This window comes from Klebsiella sp. PK01, from assembly GCF_057624675.1.
The window spans coordinates 433,720-449,384 of record NZ_JBYEZM010000002.1 but is presented as its reverse complement, the minus strand read 5'-3'; the positions used below and the strand labels follow the sequence as shown (position 1 = coordinate 449,384).

Annotated in this window: 10 protein-coding genes; 5 read left to right on the top strand and 5 right to left on the bottom strand. The window is 55.7% G+C overall.

From position 1 onward, the window contains the following. Position 1: 1 nt before the first annotated feature. Genes mdtC through AC22LX_RS07355 form a run of 3 tightly spaced genes read right to left on the bottom strand, consistent with a single transcriptional unit; the run spans position 2 to position 7,446 of the window. Positions 2-3,079: a multidrug efflux RND transporter permease subunit MdtC gene (gene mdtC / locus AC22LX_RS07365; RefSeq protein WP_063447771.1), complete on the bottom strand. Its 3,078-nt coding sequence runs from the start codon at positions 3,077-3,079 to the stop codon at positions 2-4. Then, on the bottom strand, positions 3,080-6,202 hold the full coding sequence (locus AC22LX_RS07360; RefSeq protein ID WP_045391878.1) for an MdtB/MuxB family multidrug efflux RND transporter permease subunit: 3,123 nt from the start codon (positions 6,200-6,202) through the stop codon (positions 3,080-3,082). Then, entirely contained in the window at positions 6,202-7,446 is a 1,245-nt protein-coding gene (locus tag AC22LX_RS07355) for an MdtA/MuxA family multidrug efflux RND transporter periplasmic adaptor subunit (RefSeq protein ID WP_487333893.1), read from the bottom strand. Before AC22LX_RS07355 ends, AC22LX_RS07360 begins: the two co-directional genes overlap by 1 nt. Before the next feature lie 253 nt (positions 7,447-7,699). On the opposite strand from AC22LX_RS07355, the gene AC22LX_RS07350 reads away from it, so the two are divergent. Next, positions 7,700-7,759, top strand: coding sequence for a type I toxin-antitoxin system Ibs family toxin (locus tag AC22LX_RS07350; protein ID WP_108418926.1), 60 nt, complete (start codon positions 7,700-7,702; stop codon positions 7,757-7,759). A 99-nt stretch (positions 7,760-7,858) separates the two neighbouring features. Here the strand turns inward: AC22LX_RS07350 and yegD are convergent, their stop codons facing one another. Next, a complete protein-coding gene (yegD, locus tag AC22LX_RS07345) occupies positions 7,859-9,211 on the bottom strand; it encodes a molecular chaperone (RefSeq protein WP_045391919.1) in 1,353 nt (450 codons plus the stop codon). Positions 9,212-9,347: 136 nt separating this feature from the next. Between yegD and alkA the strand changes: the two genes are divergently transcribed. From alkA to asmA, 4 genes are all read left to right on the top strand, one after another. Further along, a complete protein-coding gene (gene alkA, locus AC22LX_RS07340; RefSeq protein ID WP_213292415.1) occupies positions 9,348-10,196 on the top strand; it encodes a DNA-3-methyladenine glycosylase 2 in 849 nt (282 codons plus the stop codon). A 114-nt stretch (positions 10,197-10,310) separates the two neighbouring features. Next, positions 10,311-10,952, top strand: coding sequence for a uridine kinase (gene udk, locus AC22LX_RS07335; protein ID WP_045391869.1), 642 nt, complete (start codon positions 10,311-10,313; stop codon positions 10,950-10,952). A 90-nt stretch (positions 10,953-11,042) separates the two neighbouring features. Continuing rightward, positions 11,043-11,624, top strand: a complete 582-nt coding sequence (gene dcd, locus AC22LX_RS07330; protein ID WP_015365790.1) for a dCTP deaminase — start codon at positions 11,043-11,045, stop codon at positions 11,622-11,624. A gap of 27 nt (positions 11,625-11,651) precedes the next feature. After that, complete coding sequence (asmA, locus tag AC22LX_RS07325) at positions 11,652-13,499, top strand: outer membrane assembly protein AsmA (RefSeq protein WP_045391866.1); 1,848 nt, start codon at positions 11,652-11,654, stop codon at positions 13,497-13,499. Positions 13,500-13,546: 47 nt separating this feature from the next. Here asmA and AC22LX_RS07320 read toward each other — a convergent pair whose 3' ends face one another. After that, on the bottom strand, positions 13,547-15,133 hold the full coding sequence (locus tag AC22LX_RS07320; protein ID WP_045391864.1) for a TerC family protein: 1,587 nt from the start codon (positions 15,131-15,133) through the stop codon (positions 13,547-13,549). Positions 15,134-15,665: the final 532 nt, after the last annotated feature.

Here is a 15,665-nt window from a genome sequence, read left to right as displayed (position 1 = left end):
TTTATTCGCTTACCGGTTGAGCAGACTTGCGCGTAAAACGCAGCCGCAGACGATCAAAGAACAAATAGACCACCGGGGTGGTGTACAGCGTCAGCAGCTGGCTCATGACCAGCCCGCCGACGATGGTGATCCCCAACGGCTGCCGCAGTTCTGACCCGTCGCCGCCCGACAGCACCAGCGGCAGTGCGCCGAACAGCGCCGCCAGGGTGGTCATCATGATCGGGCGAAAACGTAGCAGGCAGGCCTCGAAGATGGCCTCTTCCGGCGGCAGATTACCGCTGCGCTGCGCTTCAAGGGCGAAATCGACCATCATGATGGCGTTTTTCTTTACGATGCCAATTAATAGCATGATCCCTATCAGGGCGATTAGGCTGAATGGGGCGCCGAACAACTCCAGCGCCAACAGCGCGCCAACCCCCGCCGATGGCAGGGTAGAGAGGATAGTTAACGGATGCACGTAGCTTTCGTAGAGGATCCCCAGCACGATATACACCGTGGCGATGGCGGCGATAATCAGGATCACCTGTGAGTTCATCGTCTGCTGGAATACCTGCGCGGTGCCGGCAAACGATCCACGGACGCTCGACGGCACGCCGAGCTGGGTCATCGCCCGGTCAATGGCGTCGCTGGCTTCCGATAGCGATTTGCCGGTCGGCAGGTTGAAGGAGATGGTCGAGGCGGCCGATAGCCCCTGATGATTGACCGAAAGCGGCGCGTTCGCCGGTTGCCATTTGGCGAAATACGACAGCGGAATGGGTTTGCCGTCTTTACTGATGACAAACATTTGTTCCAGCGCGCTAACGTCCTGGGTATAAAGCGGATCGACTTCCATCACCACTTTGTACTGGTTCAGCGGCTGGTAGATGGTCGAGATTTGCCGCTGGCCGAAAGCGTTGTTTAACAGACTGTTGGCATCCTGTACGCTGACACCCAGTCGTGACATGGTGTCGCGGTCGTAGACCAGATCCATCTCCGCGCCGTTATCCTGTTGGTCTGAGTTCACGTCGGCCAGTTCCGGCAGCGCCGCCAGTGCCTTGCGGATTTTTGGCTCCCATTCACGCAGCGCCGACAAATCGTCCGATAACAGAGTGTATTGATAGCTGGCATTCGACTGACGCCCGCCGACGCGGATATCCTGTACCGCCATCAGGAACAGATTAGCGCCGGGCTCTTTCGCCAGCTTTTTCCGCAGCCGGTCGATGATTTGCTGCGCGGTTTCATGGCGCTGCTCGCGCGGTTTCAGGGTGATAAACATCATACCGCTATTCACCCGCGAGCCGCCGGTAAAGCCGGTCACGTTATCGACCGCCGGATCCTCGCGGATGATCTTCATAAAGTCCTGCAGTTTGCCGCGCATCGCCTGGAAAGAAATGCTCTGATCCGCCTGAATGCCGCCCATCAGCACCCCGGTGTCCTGCTCCGGGAAGAAGGTTTTCGGAATGGCGATATACAGCCACACGCTGAGCGCTATCGTACCGAGCAGGACCAGGCCAGTCAGCCGACTATGCTTCAGCACCCATTTTAACGATTTGCCATAGCCGCCCTGAATAGCGACCAGCAGGCGGCCAAAGCCGCGATTGCGCGTTGGTTCATGAGGTTTGCCGCTTTTCAGCAGCCAGCCGCACATCATCGGCGTTAGCGTGAGCGATACGGCGAGCGAAATGCCGATCGCTACCGATAGCGTGACGGCGAACTCGCGCAGCAGACGGCCCGGAAGGCCGCCCATCAGCAGCAGCGGTAAGAACACCGCCACCAGCGACAGACTCATCGACAGCACGGTAAAGCCGACTTCACGGCTGCCCTGTAACGCGGCCTGCAGCGGTTTCATTCCGGCCTCAAGATGGCGGGAAATGTTTTCCAGCACTACGATGGCGTCATCAACGACAAAACCGGTGGCGATGGTCAGCGCCATTAGCGACAGATTATTGAGGCTGAAGCCGCATAAATACATCGCTGCGAAGGTACCGATTAACGATACCGGTACGGCGACAGCCGGGATAAGTGTTGCGCGCCCGGAGCGCAAAAACAGAAAGACCACCAGAATCACCAGCGCGACCGAGATCACCAGCGTTTGTTCGACCTCTTCCAGCGATGCGCGGATGGTGGGCGAACGATCCTGGGCAATCTGTAAATCGATGGCTGCCGGGATAGTACGCTGTAGTTCCGGCAGGCGGGCGCGGATGCTGTCGACCGTTTGAATGATGTTGGCTTCCGGCAGCTTGCGGATCATCAACAGGATCGCCGGTTTGGCGTTGGTCATCCCGGCGTTACGCACATCCTGCACTGAATCCGTCACTTTTGCCACGTCGCCAAGGCGTACCGCCGCGCCGTTATTGTAGTGGACGATCACCGGCAAATATTCCGCCGCGGTTTTCAATTCATCGTTGGTCTGCACCTGCCAGCGGTGGGTTTCATCTTCCAGCGCGCCCTGCGGGCGACGCACGTTGGCGTTATCAATGGCGCTGCGCACGGCGTCCAGTGAGACGCCCTGGTTAAATAGCGCCTGCGGGTTAAGGTCGACGCGCACCGCCGGCAGTGAGCTGCCGCCGACGTCGACATCGCCGACGCCGTCAATCTGCGCGATGGTTTGCGCCAGCTGGGTTGACGCGAAATCGTACAACTCGCCTTGCGAATAGGTATCCGAGGTGAGCGTCAGGATCATGATCGGCGCATCGGACGGGTTAGCTTTGCGATACGTGGGGCGGCTGGGCATCCCGCTCGGCAGCAGACTTTGCGCGGCATTAATCGCCGCCTGCACGTCGCGGGCGGCGCCGTTAATATCGCGATCGAAATTAAACTCCATGATGATGCGGGTACTGCCAAGCGAGCTCGACGAGGTCATTTCATTGACCCCGGCAATGCGCCCCAGCGAGCGTTCCAGCGGTGTTGCCACCGACGAGGCCATGGTTTCCGGCGAGGCGCCGGGCAGCGAGGCGCTAATCATGATCACCGGGAAATCCACCTGCGGCAGCGGTGCGACCGGCAGCAGGCGGAATCCGAGGATCCCGCACAGGGTAATCGCCAGCGAGATAAGAATCGTCGCCACCGGGCGATATATAAAGAGAGCGAAAAACTTCACTTACGCCTCCTCTTCACGGCGCGGGAAGCGGCTCTTCATATACAGCGATAGCCGATCGAACAGCAGATAAATCACCGGCGTGGTGAATAACGTCAGTACCTGGCTGAGCATCAGGCCGCCAACCATGCCAATCCCCAGCGGACGACGCAGCTCGGCGCCGACGCCGGTACTGAGCATCAACGGCAGCGCGCCAAGCAGGGCGGCGAGGGTGGTCATCAGAATCGGACGGAAGCGCAGCAGGCAGGCCTGATAAATGGCTTCCCGCGGCGGCATTCCCTGTTCGCGCTCGGCGGCGAGGGCAAAGTCAATCATCATGATGGCGTTTTTCTTCACGATACCAATCAGCAGAATGATGCCGATGATGGCAATCACATCCAGCTCGCTACCGGCCAGCCATAGCGCCAGTAGCGCCCCGACGCCAGCGGTCGGCAGCGTAGAAAGAATGGTGATGGGATGAATGAAGCTTTCGTACAGCACACCGAGCACGATATACATGGCGACGACCGCCGCGACCACCAGCCAGACGGTGCTACCGAGCGCCGACTGGAACGCGAGCGAACTGCCCTGGAACTGAGTGCGGATGTCGCTTGGGAAATCCAGCGACTGCTCGGTGGACAAAATAGCCTCTACCGCTTCGCCAAGAGAGTAGTTATCCGGCACGTTGAATGAAATAGTGGTAACCGGAAACTGATCGAGATGGTTGACCGACAGCGGCGTAAAACGCTGCTCGACGCTGGCGATAGACTTCAGCGGCACAATGCCGCCATCGCTGCTGGTGAGGCGAATATTATCCAGCGCCGCCAGCCCCGGCGTCGCCTGGGTGTCGTGCTCCAGCACCACGCGATATTGGTTGGCCTGGGTATAAATTGTCGAGATCAGCCGTTGGCCAAAAGCGTTATACAGCGCGTTATCGACATCCGCCATGGAAATACCCAGCCGGCTGGCGCTATCGCGATCGACATTGATATAAGCCGCGAGCCCTTTATCCTGCCAGTCGCTGCTGACATCGGCAAGCTGGGGTAAGGATTGCAGGCGCGACAGCAATTGCGGCACCCAGTTGCTCAGCGCATCGAGCGAGTTAGCCTGCAGGGTAAATTGATACTGCGTTCGGCTGACGGTGGTATCGATGGTCAGATCCTGCGTTGGCTGCAGGTAGAGCTCAATGCCCGGTACGCTTGCCACCGCGTGTTGCAGGCGACTAATGACCGTTTGTACCCGATCGTCACGCTCATCCAGCGGCTTGAGGTTAATCTGTAGACGCGCGCTGTTCAACGCCGGGTTGGTGCCATCAACGCCGACAAACGACGTGAGGCTTTCAACCGCCGGATCTTTCAGAATCAGCTCGGATACCTGCTGCTGGCGTTGCGCCATACTGGCGAACGATACCGACTGCGGCGCCTGTAAGGTGCCCTGAATAATGCCGTTATCCTGGATCGGGAAGAAGCCTTTCGGGATAAAGACCCATAGCAGAATCGATAACGCAAGGGTGCTTAACGCCACGCTCAATGTTAACCACGGGTGGTTCAGCACGCGGCTCAGCCAGCGACCATACACGGCAATCACCCGCTCGAAGAATCGCTCGCTGGCCCGCGAAAAGCGGTTTTGTTTGCGCAGCGATTCGTGACTTAACATCCGCGCGCACATCATTGGCGTCAGGGTCAGCGAGACCACCGCCGAAATCAGAATCGCCACCGCGAGGGTAATGGCGAATTCGCGGAACAATCGCCCAACGATATCACCCATAAACAGCAGCGGGATCAGTACGGCAATCAGCGAGAAGGTTAATGAAATAATCGTGAAGCCGATTTCCCCCGCGCCTTTCAGCGCGGCGGCAAGCGGTTTCTCACCTTTTTCAATGTAGCGGGAGATGTTTTCGATGACTACGATGGCGTCATCGACCACGAAGCCGGTGGCGATGGTCAGCGCCATTAGCGTCAGGTTATTAATTGAAAAATCGAGGAACACCATAACCGCGAAGGTGCCGACCAGCGACAGCGGCACGGCGACACCGGGAATGATGGTTGCCGGGACATTGCGCAGGAAGAGATAAATGATCATCACCACCAGAGCGATGGCGAGCAGCAATTCGAACTGCGTATCGCTGACCGACGCGCGAATATTGGTGGTGCGGTCAGAAAGCACCTGTACCTTAACGGATTTAGGCAGGCTCTCTGTGAGCTGCGGCAACATCTGGCGGATGCTGTCGGCGGTGGCGATGATATTCGCTCCCGGCTGGCGCTGGACGTTCATTACGATCGCCCGCTGCTTATTGGCCCACGCACCGAGCCAGGCGTTCTCGGCGCCCTGTTCGATGGTCGCAACATCGCCAAGGCGGATCGGCGCGCCGTTCTGATAGGCGATAATCAGTCGACGGTAATCTTCCGCCGACTGCATCTGATCGTTGGCGGAAAGAGTGACCGCGCGGGCCGGACCGTCAAGGCTACCTTTCGCTGAATTCACGTTGGCGCTGGTAATGGCGGTGCGCACGGTTTCGCTGGTCAAACCTAACGCGGCGATCGCCTGGGCATTGAGCTTAACGCGCACCGCAGGGCGCTGGCCGCCGGCCAGCGTCACCAGACCGACGCCGGAAACCTGAGAAATCTTCTGCGCCACCCGAGTTTCCACCATATCTTCGACCTGCGTCATCGGCATTGCGCTGGAGGTGACGGCCAGGGTCATGATCGGCGGATCCGCCGGGTTCACTTTGCTATAAACCGGCGGGTTGGGTAAATCAGACGGCAGCAGGTTGGTGGCGGCGTTAATAGCCGCCTGCACTTCCTGTTCGGCAACATCCAGCGCCAGGGTCAGCTGGAACTGGAGGGTGATGACCGACGCGCCGCCCGAGCTTTGTGAGGACATCTGTTTAAGGCCGGACATCTGGCCAAACTGGCGCTCCAGCGGCGCGGTAATCGACGACGTCACCACATCCGGGCTGGCGCCGGGGTAAAGCGTCACCACCTGAATAGTGGGGTAGTCCACTTCCGGCAGCGCGGAGACCGGCAGGAAGCGATAGCCGATGATGCCGGCCAGCAGAATGGCGACCATCAAGAGCGTTGTCGCTACCGGACGCATAATAAACAGCCGGGACGGACCGCCCGTACTGCTTGGGGGTAAGACTTGCATCAGGCGCCCGCTCCGTTTTTACCACTCTGGCGGGCGGCGGGTTGTTCCTCCGCGGCGCTGTGAGCTTCGACGACTTCGACCTTGGCCCCTTCGGTCAGGCGGTCGATACCATCGGTCACCACCCGGTCGCCTGCTGACAGCCCGGCGTTAATCACCACTTTCTGGCTATCCTGAATACCCGGCGTGACCGTATGTTTACTGACTTTATTCTCACTGTTCAGCACCCACACGAAGTGCCCCTCGTTGCCCATTTGTAGCGCGGCGGTGGGGATCACGACCGCATCCTGCTCGGTATCCACTAGCATTCTGGCGTTGACGAACTGATTCGGGAACAGAGCATCATCGAGGTTATTAAAGCGCGCCTTAAGCTTAATAGTGCCGGTGGTGGCATCGATTTGGTTATCGAGGCTCAGCAGGTTGCCAGTGCTGATCTTCTGTTTATTGGTACGATCCCAGGCCTCAACGGTCAGCGTTTTCCCGGCCTTTTGCGCCTGTACCACGGTGGCGATATCGCTTTCCGGCAGGGTAAAGACCAAATCGATAGGGTGGGTTTGCGTGAGTACGACAATGCCGGTGGTGTCGCCACTGGAGATTTGGTTGCCGATGTCGACCTGTTTCAGGCCCACACGTCCGTCAATCGGCGCGGTGATGCGGGTCCAGTCCAGCTGCAGTTGCGCACTGGCGACGGCGGCCTGATCGGCTTTAACCGTACCGGCGGATTCAACCACCAGCGACTGCTGCGTATCCAGCTCCTGACGGGAGATAAGGTTGGTTTTGACCAGTTGTTGATAGCGGGCGAGATCGCGGCGCGCGTTTGCGAGGGTAGCGTTATCTTTGGCAAGCTGGCCCTGCGCCTGGGCCAGCGCGACCTTGAACTGGCTGGGATCGATTTGCGCCAGCAGATCGCCGGCTTTCACCTGCTGACCTTCCTGGAAATGAATACTCAGCAACTGACCGTCAACCCGACTGCGCACGGTCACGGTGTTCGCCGCGGTGATAGTCCCCAGGCCAGTAAGATAGCGGGGGACGGATTCGCTGGTGGCGGTTGCCGCCTGCACCGGGGCCAGCGCCGCGCCGAAGCGGCCATGGCGCCCCCCGGCAGGCGCTTTTGCTCCTTGTTGACTTGCGCCAGCAGCGCCTGCGGTTGTCTCTACGGAGCGATCGTGCCAGAACCAATAGGCGGCTCCCGCCGCCAAAATTACCGTCAGGACTATTCCCCAACGAAGTGTGTTACTGCTTTTCATTATTTTGCTATCTCATCCTGAAGCTTTCGCTGAATGATACTAGTTTAGTAACGGAACGCCCCGCAAAAATGGAGGAATTATGAAAAGCGCGTATGGAAAGGTCTGAATTGGCGGGCTTTCACGAGGAGGCTCGCAAAGCCGAACGCTGAAAAGAAATGTGTCGGACGCGGCATGGTAACGTCAGCTTGATTTAGCGGAGGCTAAATACAGGAAAGCCCCTCCTGAGGAAGGGGCCTTAAATAAGGAAAGGGTTATGATGAACCTGGTCATCATACTGGTGATACTCTTAGTGATTAGCTTACCGGCTTACTAAGACGCCAGGGGGAGGAGAAATCCTCCCTTACCCTTCATCCTGAAAATTAGGACGAAAAAGCGGCAAAGTCAACTCAGGTTACCGAATGGCGCTCGCGTTTCAGGCGAAAACCACCTGCGCCCAGCGGGCAAGCCCGGCGGTCACGGAACCAAAATCATCGCCGCCGGCGATCGGTATCCCCGGCAGCTGTGCGGCAAGCGCCTTCTTAATTAATGGCGATCGCGCGCTACCGCCGGTGAGATAGATAACGTCCGGGGTTTCATGGCTGCTTTCCAGCGCTAACTTTACCTGCTCCATAATGCGGGCCAGCGGTTGATTGAGCGCCTCTTCCAGCCCCTGCTGGCTGATAGCGGTCGCCAGCTCATCGCTAATAAACGGCAGTTCGGCGTTGAAATCCTGCTGGGCGGAAAGGGCTATTTTGCTCTCTTCCGCGCTGCGCACCAGGCGATAGCTCAGACGCTGACGCCATACTTTAAGCAGCAGTGCGACCTTGTCGGCATCGCGGGCGTCGCGCAGTAGGTCATTGAGCATACGGCCGTTGGCGGCGCTATAAAAATCGCTTTGCGCCGGGACGTCATTAATCGCCACTGCATTCCACCAGGGCAGTACCGGCAACGCAATGCCTTTTTCCGTTTCACCGCCCATACCGAGTAACGGCATCAGGCATTTGAAGGCCAGGGCGATATCCAGATCGTTACCGCCGATACGGCAGCCGCTGTGGCCGAGCAGGCTAGCCTGACGGTCAGCTTTCTGCCGCCACTGCGGCCCCATCAACAGCAGCGAGCAGTCGGTGGTGCCGCCGCCGATATCGACGACCAGCACGCGTTTTTCGTCATCGAGGGTGGCTTCAAAATCTAATCCCGCCGCGACGGGTTCAAACTGAAATACGACATCGTAAAATCCAGCGCGTTTCGCCGCCCGCTCCAGAATTCCTTGTGCCTGAGCGTTGGCGTCATCGCCGCCAAGCCCCTGGAAGTTAATCGGTCGACCAATGACCGCCTGGGTAATTTGTTCGCTAAGCTGAGACTGCGCCTGCTGCTTAATATGCAGCATCATCGCGCAGACCAGATCTTCAAATAACGCGACCTGCTGGGGTTTAAGGCCATTGGCGCCAAGAAACGATTTTGGCGACTTAACGAAGTAGACCTCTTCCGGATCGTCAACGTATTGATGCAGAGAGGCGAGTCCGAACTGAACGCTGTTGCCCAGGACTTCGATATCTTCATCACGGTTATAATTAATGGCGCGACGCAGCAGCGCCTGGTTTTCCGCACCGTCGGCCGGGACATTGTGGTGGCGGTATAGCCATTCGCTGACCGCTTCGCGCGTTGGAGCGCAAAGCATCGATGGCAACAGCGGGCTACCATTTTCCAGCGTTAAAAGCCGTGGGCTGTCACCCTGCATAACGGCGACCGAACAGTTGGCGGTACCATAGTCAAAACCAATAAACATAACCGGAAAAATCCCCATGCCAGTGAAGAAGGGGGGCGACTTTAGCGGATTGCCGCCATGCCGACAACTGGAATTTAAAAGCAAGGCGTATCTGGCGCAGAGCATCTATGCTTGTTGCGATCAATAAGGAGAGTGCATGACATTATTACCCTGGCAACCACCCTATGACTGGCGATGGATGTTCGCGTTTCTCAGCGCGCGTGCGGTAGCGGGAATTGAAAGCTTCCATGAAGATGAATATACCCGCAGCTTTAGTATCGATGGGCACAGCGGATTGATTACCGTTAAAGCGGATGAATGCGAGCAGGGTTTCCGGGTGATGCTCTCTCCCGGACTATTACCGGTAGCAGACCAGTGCCTGGCGCGCGTAGCACAACTGTTTGATTTAGCATGCGATCCGTTTGAGGTCACGCAAACCTTAGGCAAACTGGCGCAGCCGCGGCCTGGGTTACGCTTGCCGGGCGCGCTGGATGCGTTTGAACAGGCGGTGCGCGCGGTATTGGGGCAACTGGTGAGCGTAGCGATGGCGGCGAAGCTGACGGCCAAAGTGGCTGCGGCCTACGGGCAGCCGTTAAGCGAAGCGCCAGGCTATGTTCTCTTCCCTGACCCACAGAAACTGGCGCAAGCCGATCCATTGGCGCTCAAAGCACTAGGTATGCCCCTTCGCCGCGCGGAAGCCTTGATTCACCTTGGCAAAGCGGCATTGAGCGGTGAATTGCCGTTGACGGCGCCTGCTGATATTGCAACCGGTATGAAGCGATTACAGAGTCTGCCGGGCATTGGTCGCTGGACGGCGAATTACTATGCGCTGCGTGGTTGGCAGGCAAAAGATATTTTTCTGCCCGATGACTATCTGATTAAACAGCGTTTTCCTGGAATGACGCCCGCGCGTATCGCGCGCTATGCCAGCCGCTGGCAACCCTGGCGCTCCTATGCGTTGTTGCATATCTGGTATACCGAAGGCTGGACGCCGGACGAGGAATAGGCGTACAGGGCGCATATCACTGGTATCGCCGCCCTGAAATCCCTATAATTGCCGCGTTTGACGGTCAAACGTCACCCTCCATCTACATCCAGGTTAATCAGGTCGCAAAAATTTATGACTGATACGTCTCATCAGTGCGTCATTGTAGGCATCGCCGGCGCATCGGCTTCGGGCAAAAGCCTTATCGCCAGCACACTTTATCGTGAATTACGTGAACAAGTTGGCGATGAGCATATTGGCGTTATTCCAGAAGACAGCTATTACAAAGATCAAAGCCATCTGTCGATGGAAGAGCGTGTAAAAACCAACTATGACCATCCGAGCTCGATGGACCATAGCTTGTTGTTCCAGCATTTACAGACGCTGAAAAGCGGCCAGCCAATTGAATTACCCGTGTATAGCTACGTTGAACATACGCGTATGCCGGAAACGATTCATGTTCAACCGAAGAAAGTGATCATTCTGGAAGGGATCCTGCTGTTGACGGATGCCAGACTCCGCAATGAATTAAACTTCTCTATTTTCGTCGATACGCCGCTGGATATCTGCCTGATGCGCCGCATCAAGCGTGATGTTAACGAACGTGGTCGTTCCATGGACTCGGTGATGGCGCAGTATCAGAAGACGGTGCGGCCAATGTTCCTGCAATTTATTGAACCTTCCAAGCAATATGCCGACATTATTGTCCCGCGCGGCGGTAAAAACCGTATTGCCATCGATATTCTGAAGGCCAAAATCAGTCAGTTCTTTGAATAACACGTACTAATTGTGTAACGTGCAAAGAGAATCCCAATTGCCCTTATTCCCGGAAAGCGTAAGGGCTAGATGCCTTAAAGGAGAAAGCTCATGCGTCTGTGTGACCGAGATATAGAAGCCTGGTTGGATGAAGGGCGCCTGGCAATCAGCCCACGTCCGCCGGTGGACCGAATTAACGGTGCGACCGTTGACGTTCGCTTAGGCAATAAATTCCGTACCTTCCGCGGTCATACGGCGCCATTTATTGACCTGAGCGGCCCTAAGGCGGAAGTGAGCGCGGCGCTGGACCGGGTCATGAGCGAAGAGATCGTATTGCCGGAAGGTGAGGCTTTCTATCTTCATCCTGGAGAGTTGGCGCTGGCGGTGACTTATGAGTCTGTAACGCTTCCGGCAGACCTCGTCGGCTGGCTTGATGGCCGCTCGTCACTGGCGCGTCTCGGACTTATGGTTCACGTCACTGCGCACCGTATTGACCCGGGCTGGTCTGGCTGCATCGTGCTGGAATTCTATAATTCCGGCAAGCTGCCGTTGGCGCTGCGCCCGGGAATGCCCATTGGCGCGTTGAGCTTCGAGCCGCTTTCTGGCCCGGCGGCGCGGCCATACAACCGCCGTGAAGACGCCAAATATCGCGACCAGCAGGGCGCGGTGGCTAGTCGAATCGACAAGGATTGATAAAGTAAGCGGCTTATAGAGGATGTCATGAGACGAATTCTGACCACGCTGATGATCTTGTTGACCGTCATTGTCGCGGGACTCACTGCGCTGGTGTTGCTGGTCAACCCTAATGACTTCCGCAACTATATGGTGCAGGAAGTGGCGGAGCGTAGCGGCTATCAACTGAAGCTTGATGGTCCGCTGCGTTGGCATGTTTGGCCGCAGTTGAGTATTCTCTCCGGCCGTATGGCGCTAACGGCGCCAGGTGCTTCCGAACCGGTCGTGCGTGCTGATAATATGCGTTTGGATGTTGCGCTGATGCCGCTACTTTCTCATCAACTGCAGGTCAAGCAGGTGATGCTGAAAGGCGCGGTCATTCAGCTTACCGCGAAAACGGAAGCGGTGCGTGACCAGAACGCGCCGGTGGTGCCGCATGACAATACGTTGCCTCAGGCGCCGCAAGATCGCGGTTGGTCCTACGATGTCCGTAAGCTGCAGGTAGCCGATAGTGTCCTGTTCTTCCAGCATGAAAATGGCGAACAGATCACCGTGCGCGACATACGCTTACAAATGGAGCAGGATGACAACCATCTGGCGACGGTTGATTTCTCCGGCAGGGTCAATCGCGATCAGCGTGACCTGGCGTTGTCCTTTACTGCACAGGTTCAGGGCGGTGATTACCCTCATTCTCTGAAAGCTGATTTTTCGCAGCTCAACTGGCAGGTACGCGGAGCGGAGCTGCCGCCGGATGGCCTCAACGGGCAAGGAAGTCTGCAAGCCAGCTGGATTGAAGAGGCGAAAAAACTCAATTTCGACAATCTCAATCTCACGGCTAATGGCAGCGCAATTACCGGTAGTGGTAGCGTTGTGTTGGGGGATAAACCTGACTGGGTGCTAAACCTGCAGGCGACCACCCTGAATCTGGACAGTTTGCTTGCGCAAAACGCGGCGGCCAATGAAGGCAATGCCGATCAGCGTGGGCAAAGCCAGCCGAGACAGCTGCGCCCCGTGATTGCCGATAGCGATATCCAGCAGGATTATCATAGTTTGCTTGGCTTTAACGGCCAGCTCGCGCTGTCGGCGGATCAGGTGCAGTGGCGTGGTATGCGATTCAGCCAGGTGAAGAGTGATATCACGAACCAGCAGGGGCTGCTGACGGTGAAACAACTGCAGGGCAGTCTGGGCGAGGGGCGTATATCTTTACCTGGAGTGCTGGATGTTCGGGGCAATACGTCCCATGCCGCTTTCCAACCGCAGTTAGATAATGTGGAAATCGGTACCATTTTGCAGGCGTTCCACTACCCGATTAGCCTGACGGGAAAATTATCCCTGAATGGCGATTTCTCCGGCCCGCGCATTGATGCAGATGACTTCCGTCGTAACTGGCAGGGACAGGCACAGCTGCGAATGAAGGATACGCGTACTGAAGGGCTCAACTTCCAGCAGCTCGTACAGCAGGCTGTAGCGAGGAGCACCAACGTACAGGCGCAAGAAAACTTCGATAATGCGACTCAGCTTGACGCGTTAAGCAGTGATTTAACCCTGAATAATGGCCAGATAACGCTTAACGGCTTGCAGGGACAGTCGGCAATGATGGCGTTGAACGGGCAAGGTAATTTGAATCTGCAAGCAGAGGATTGCGACATGCATTTCAACGTGCGGGTGTTAGGCGGCTGGAAAGGTGAAAGCAAGCTGATTGACCGCCTCAAGCAGACGGCAATCCCGCTGCGTATCTATGGTAAGTGGCAGTCGTTAAGCTATAGCCTACAGGTAGATCAGATCCTGCGTAAGCAGTTGCAGGACGAAGCCAGACAGCGTTTGAACGAGTGGGCTGAACGCAATAGTAATAGTCAGAACGGCAAAGATGTGAAGAAACTGCTCGATAAGCTGTAATCATCATCAGCCGCCGCAGGTGACCCGCGGCGGCTGAACCGCTTTATTCACACTTCATAATCTAATTCATCTTCTACTTCAATCGGCGGGATAATCTGTACTTTCTGCACTCGGTGGCTTTCAACTTCCAGAGTTCGCAGGGTATAACTGCCAATCTTCACTTCTTCACCTGCGGCTGGAATATGCTGCAAATATTCCATCAATAATCCGGCTATCGTGTGATATTCGCGTTTATCATCCAGCGGCAGCGGAACGTACTGAACCAGATCCTCCAGCGGCATATGGCCGTTAGCGGTCCAACTGCCATCGGCGTTTTTGTGAATATCATGACGAGCATCGATCTCTTCCACTTCATTAGGCAGATTACCCGCAATGGTTTCCATAACATCGCTGATAGTCACCAGCCCTTCAACGGAGCCAAATTCGTCGACCACAAAAGCAAAGTGCGTCCGCGCCTGACGAAACTGCTCCAGCGCCGGGAGTAGCTGCAAGGTTTCCGGAAAAATAAGCGGTTGGCGTAGCAGAACGTGTAAATCAAGCGGCTCATTGCGCAACGACTGCTGTAGCAGGTCGATAACATGAACAACCCCTAACAGATCCTCGTTATCGTTGCCGCCGGTGACGACTATACGGGTATGCTGGTTTTTCTCCAGCAGCGCGCGGACTTCCTCTTCGGGCGCGCTTAAGTCGATGTGTTCAATATCGTGACGTGAAGTCATGATGCTGCTGACGGTGCGTTGATTCAGATTCAGTACGCGCTCAATCATTAAGCGTTCCTGCGGATTAAACAGCGGGTTTTCCCCCTGATCGGCGACCATGGTTGCCGTCTCGGCATCAAGCTCAGCATTCTCCTTACGTCCGCTTAGTAGATTCATCACCGCCTCAGTCGTCCTCTGCCGCATAGTGAGATTTGCCGAGAGGAAGCGCCGGCGATTAAAGATAGCTAACTGATTGAATGATTCGATCATCACCGAGAAACCAATAGCGGCATACAGATAACCTTTCGGGATTGGGAAGCCAAACCCTTCGGCGATCAGGCTAAAACCGATCATCAGCAGGAAACTAAGGCATAGGATGACAATCGTGGGGTGGCTGTTGACAAAGCGGGTCAGGGCTTTGCTGGCCATTAACATCAGCGTAATGGCGATAATAACTGCGGCCATCATTACCGCCAGATGATCAACCATACCAACCGCGGTAATGACTGAATCCAGCGAGAAGATAGCATCTAGCACGACTATTTGCGCCACCACGCCCCAGAACTTCGCCCCTTTACGCTGGGTGGGATTATTACTGTCTTTCCCTTCCAGCCGCTCATTAAGCTCAACGGTGGCTTTAAACAACAGGAACAGCCCGCCGAATAACATGATCAAATCGCGGGCGCTGAAGCTTAAGTCATGCCAGTTGAAGAGCGGCGTGGTGAGGGTGACTAACCAGGAAATTGACGCCAGCAGAACCAAACGCATCACCATTGCCAACAACAGACCGGTAACACGCGCGCGATCGCGCTGGGCAGGGGGAAGCTTTTCGGCAAGGATAGCAATGAATACCAGGTTATCTATCCCCAGAACCAGTTCGATAACCACGAGCGTAATGAGACCAGCCCAGATAGAGGGATCGGCAATCCATTCCATAATCAATAAGAACCTTTACAACATAATCGTATCATCTATCGATCATGGATAAGCGCCAGGTAAAATGCAACGACTTATGGTGGCGATGCGTAGCGGGTTAGCGTACAAACGAAAGTTATAACGTAATAAGCGATGGTTAAATATCGGGCCTTTAAGATCTATTTGGGCTGATTTGGAATTAATTAGAAATCCACACAATTACTGTGCGGTAATAGCAAGGATAAGAAAAGATTATTAACCGTAGCCAACACCAAAATATTGGCGTATTTTTCACCAAGTTGTTATTTAGGGGAAAATTCCTACTGAATTCCGTAGCTTGTCAGGCCTCTCGTTTAATAAGACCCTTAAGATGGCTCATTGTTGCATAAAAGCAGCAGTATCAGCGATGGATAATGGGTTAATCTGCGGGTAAGAAGGTTAGTCAAGTTAGCTTTTTGTCCAAAGTTTAGACGATTTTACTAATTACTATCACCAAATTGCTATTTCACATGGTATTTGACTTTTACTGAAGTGTCTTGCCATGGCGATTTTT

What these genes read in the sequence shown, in the direction of transcription:
- AC22LX_RS07360 (WP_045391878.1), bottom strand. Translation starts at nt 6,202, where the DNA reads ATGCAAGTCTTACCCCCAAGCAGTACGGGCGGTCCGTCCCGGCTGTTT.
- AC22LX_RS07355 (WP_487333893.1), bottom strand. Translation starts at nt 7,446, where the DNA reads ATGAAAAGCAGTAACACACTTCGTTGGGGAATAGTCCTGACGGTAATT.
- yegD (WP_045391919.1), bottom strand. Translation starts at nt 9,211, where the DNA reads ATGTTTATTGGTTTTGACTATGGTACCGCCAACTGTTCGGTCGCCGTT.
- alkA (WP_213292415.1), top strand. Translation starts at nt 9,348, where the DNA reads ATGACATTATTACCCTGGCAACCACCCTATGACTGGCGATGGATGTTC.
- udk (WP_045391869.1), top strand. Translation starts at nt 10,311, where the DNA reads ATGACTGATACGTCTCATCAGTGCGTCATTGTAGGCATCGCCGGCGCA.
- dcd (WP_015365790.1), top strand. Translation starts at nt 11,043, where the DNA reads ATGCGTCTGTGTGACCGAGATATAGAAGCCTGGTTGGATGAAGGGCGC.
- asmA (WP_045391866.1), top strand. Translation starts at nt 11,652, where the DNA reads ATGAGACGAATTCTGACCACGCTGATGATCTTGTTGACCGTCATTGTC.
- AC22LX_RS07320 (WP_045391864.1), bottom strand. Translation starts at nt 15,133, where the DNA reads ATGGAATGGATTGCCGATCCCTCTATCTGGGCTGGTCTCATTACGCTC.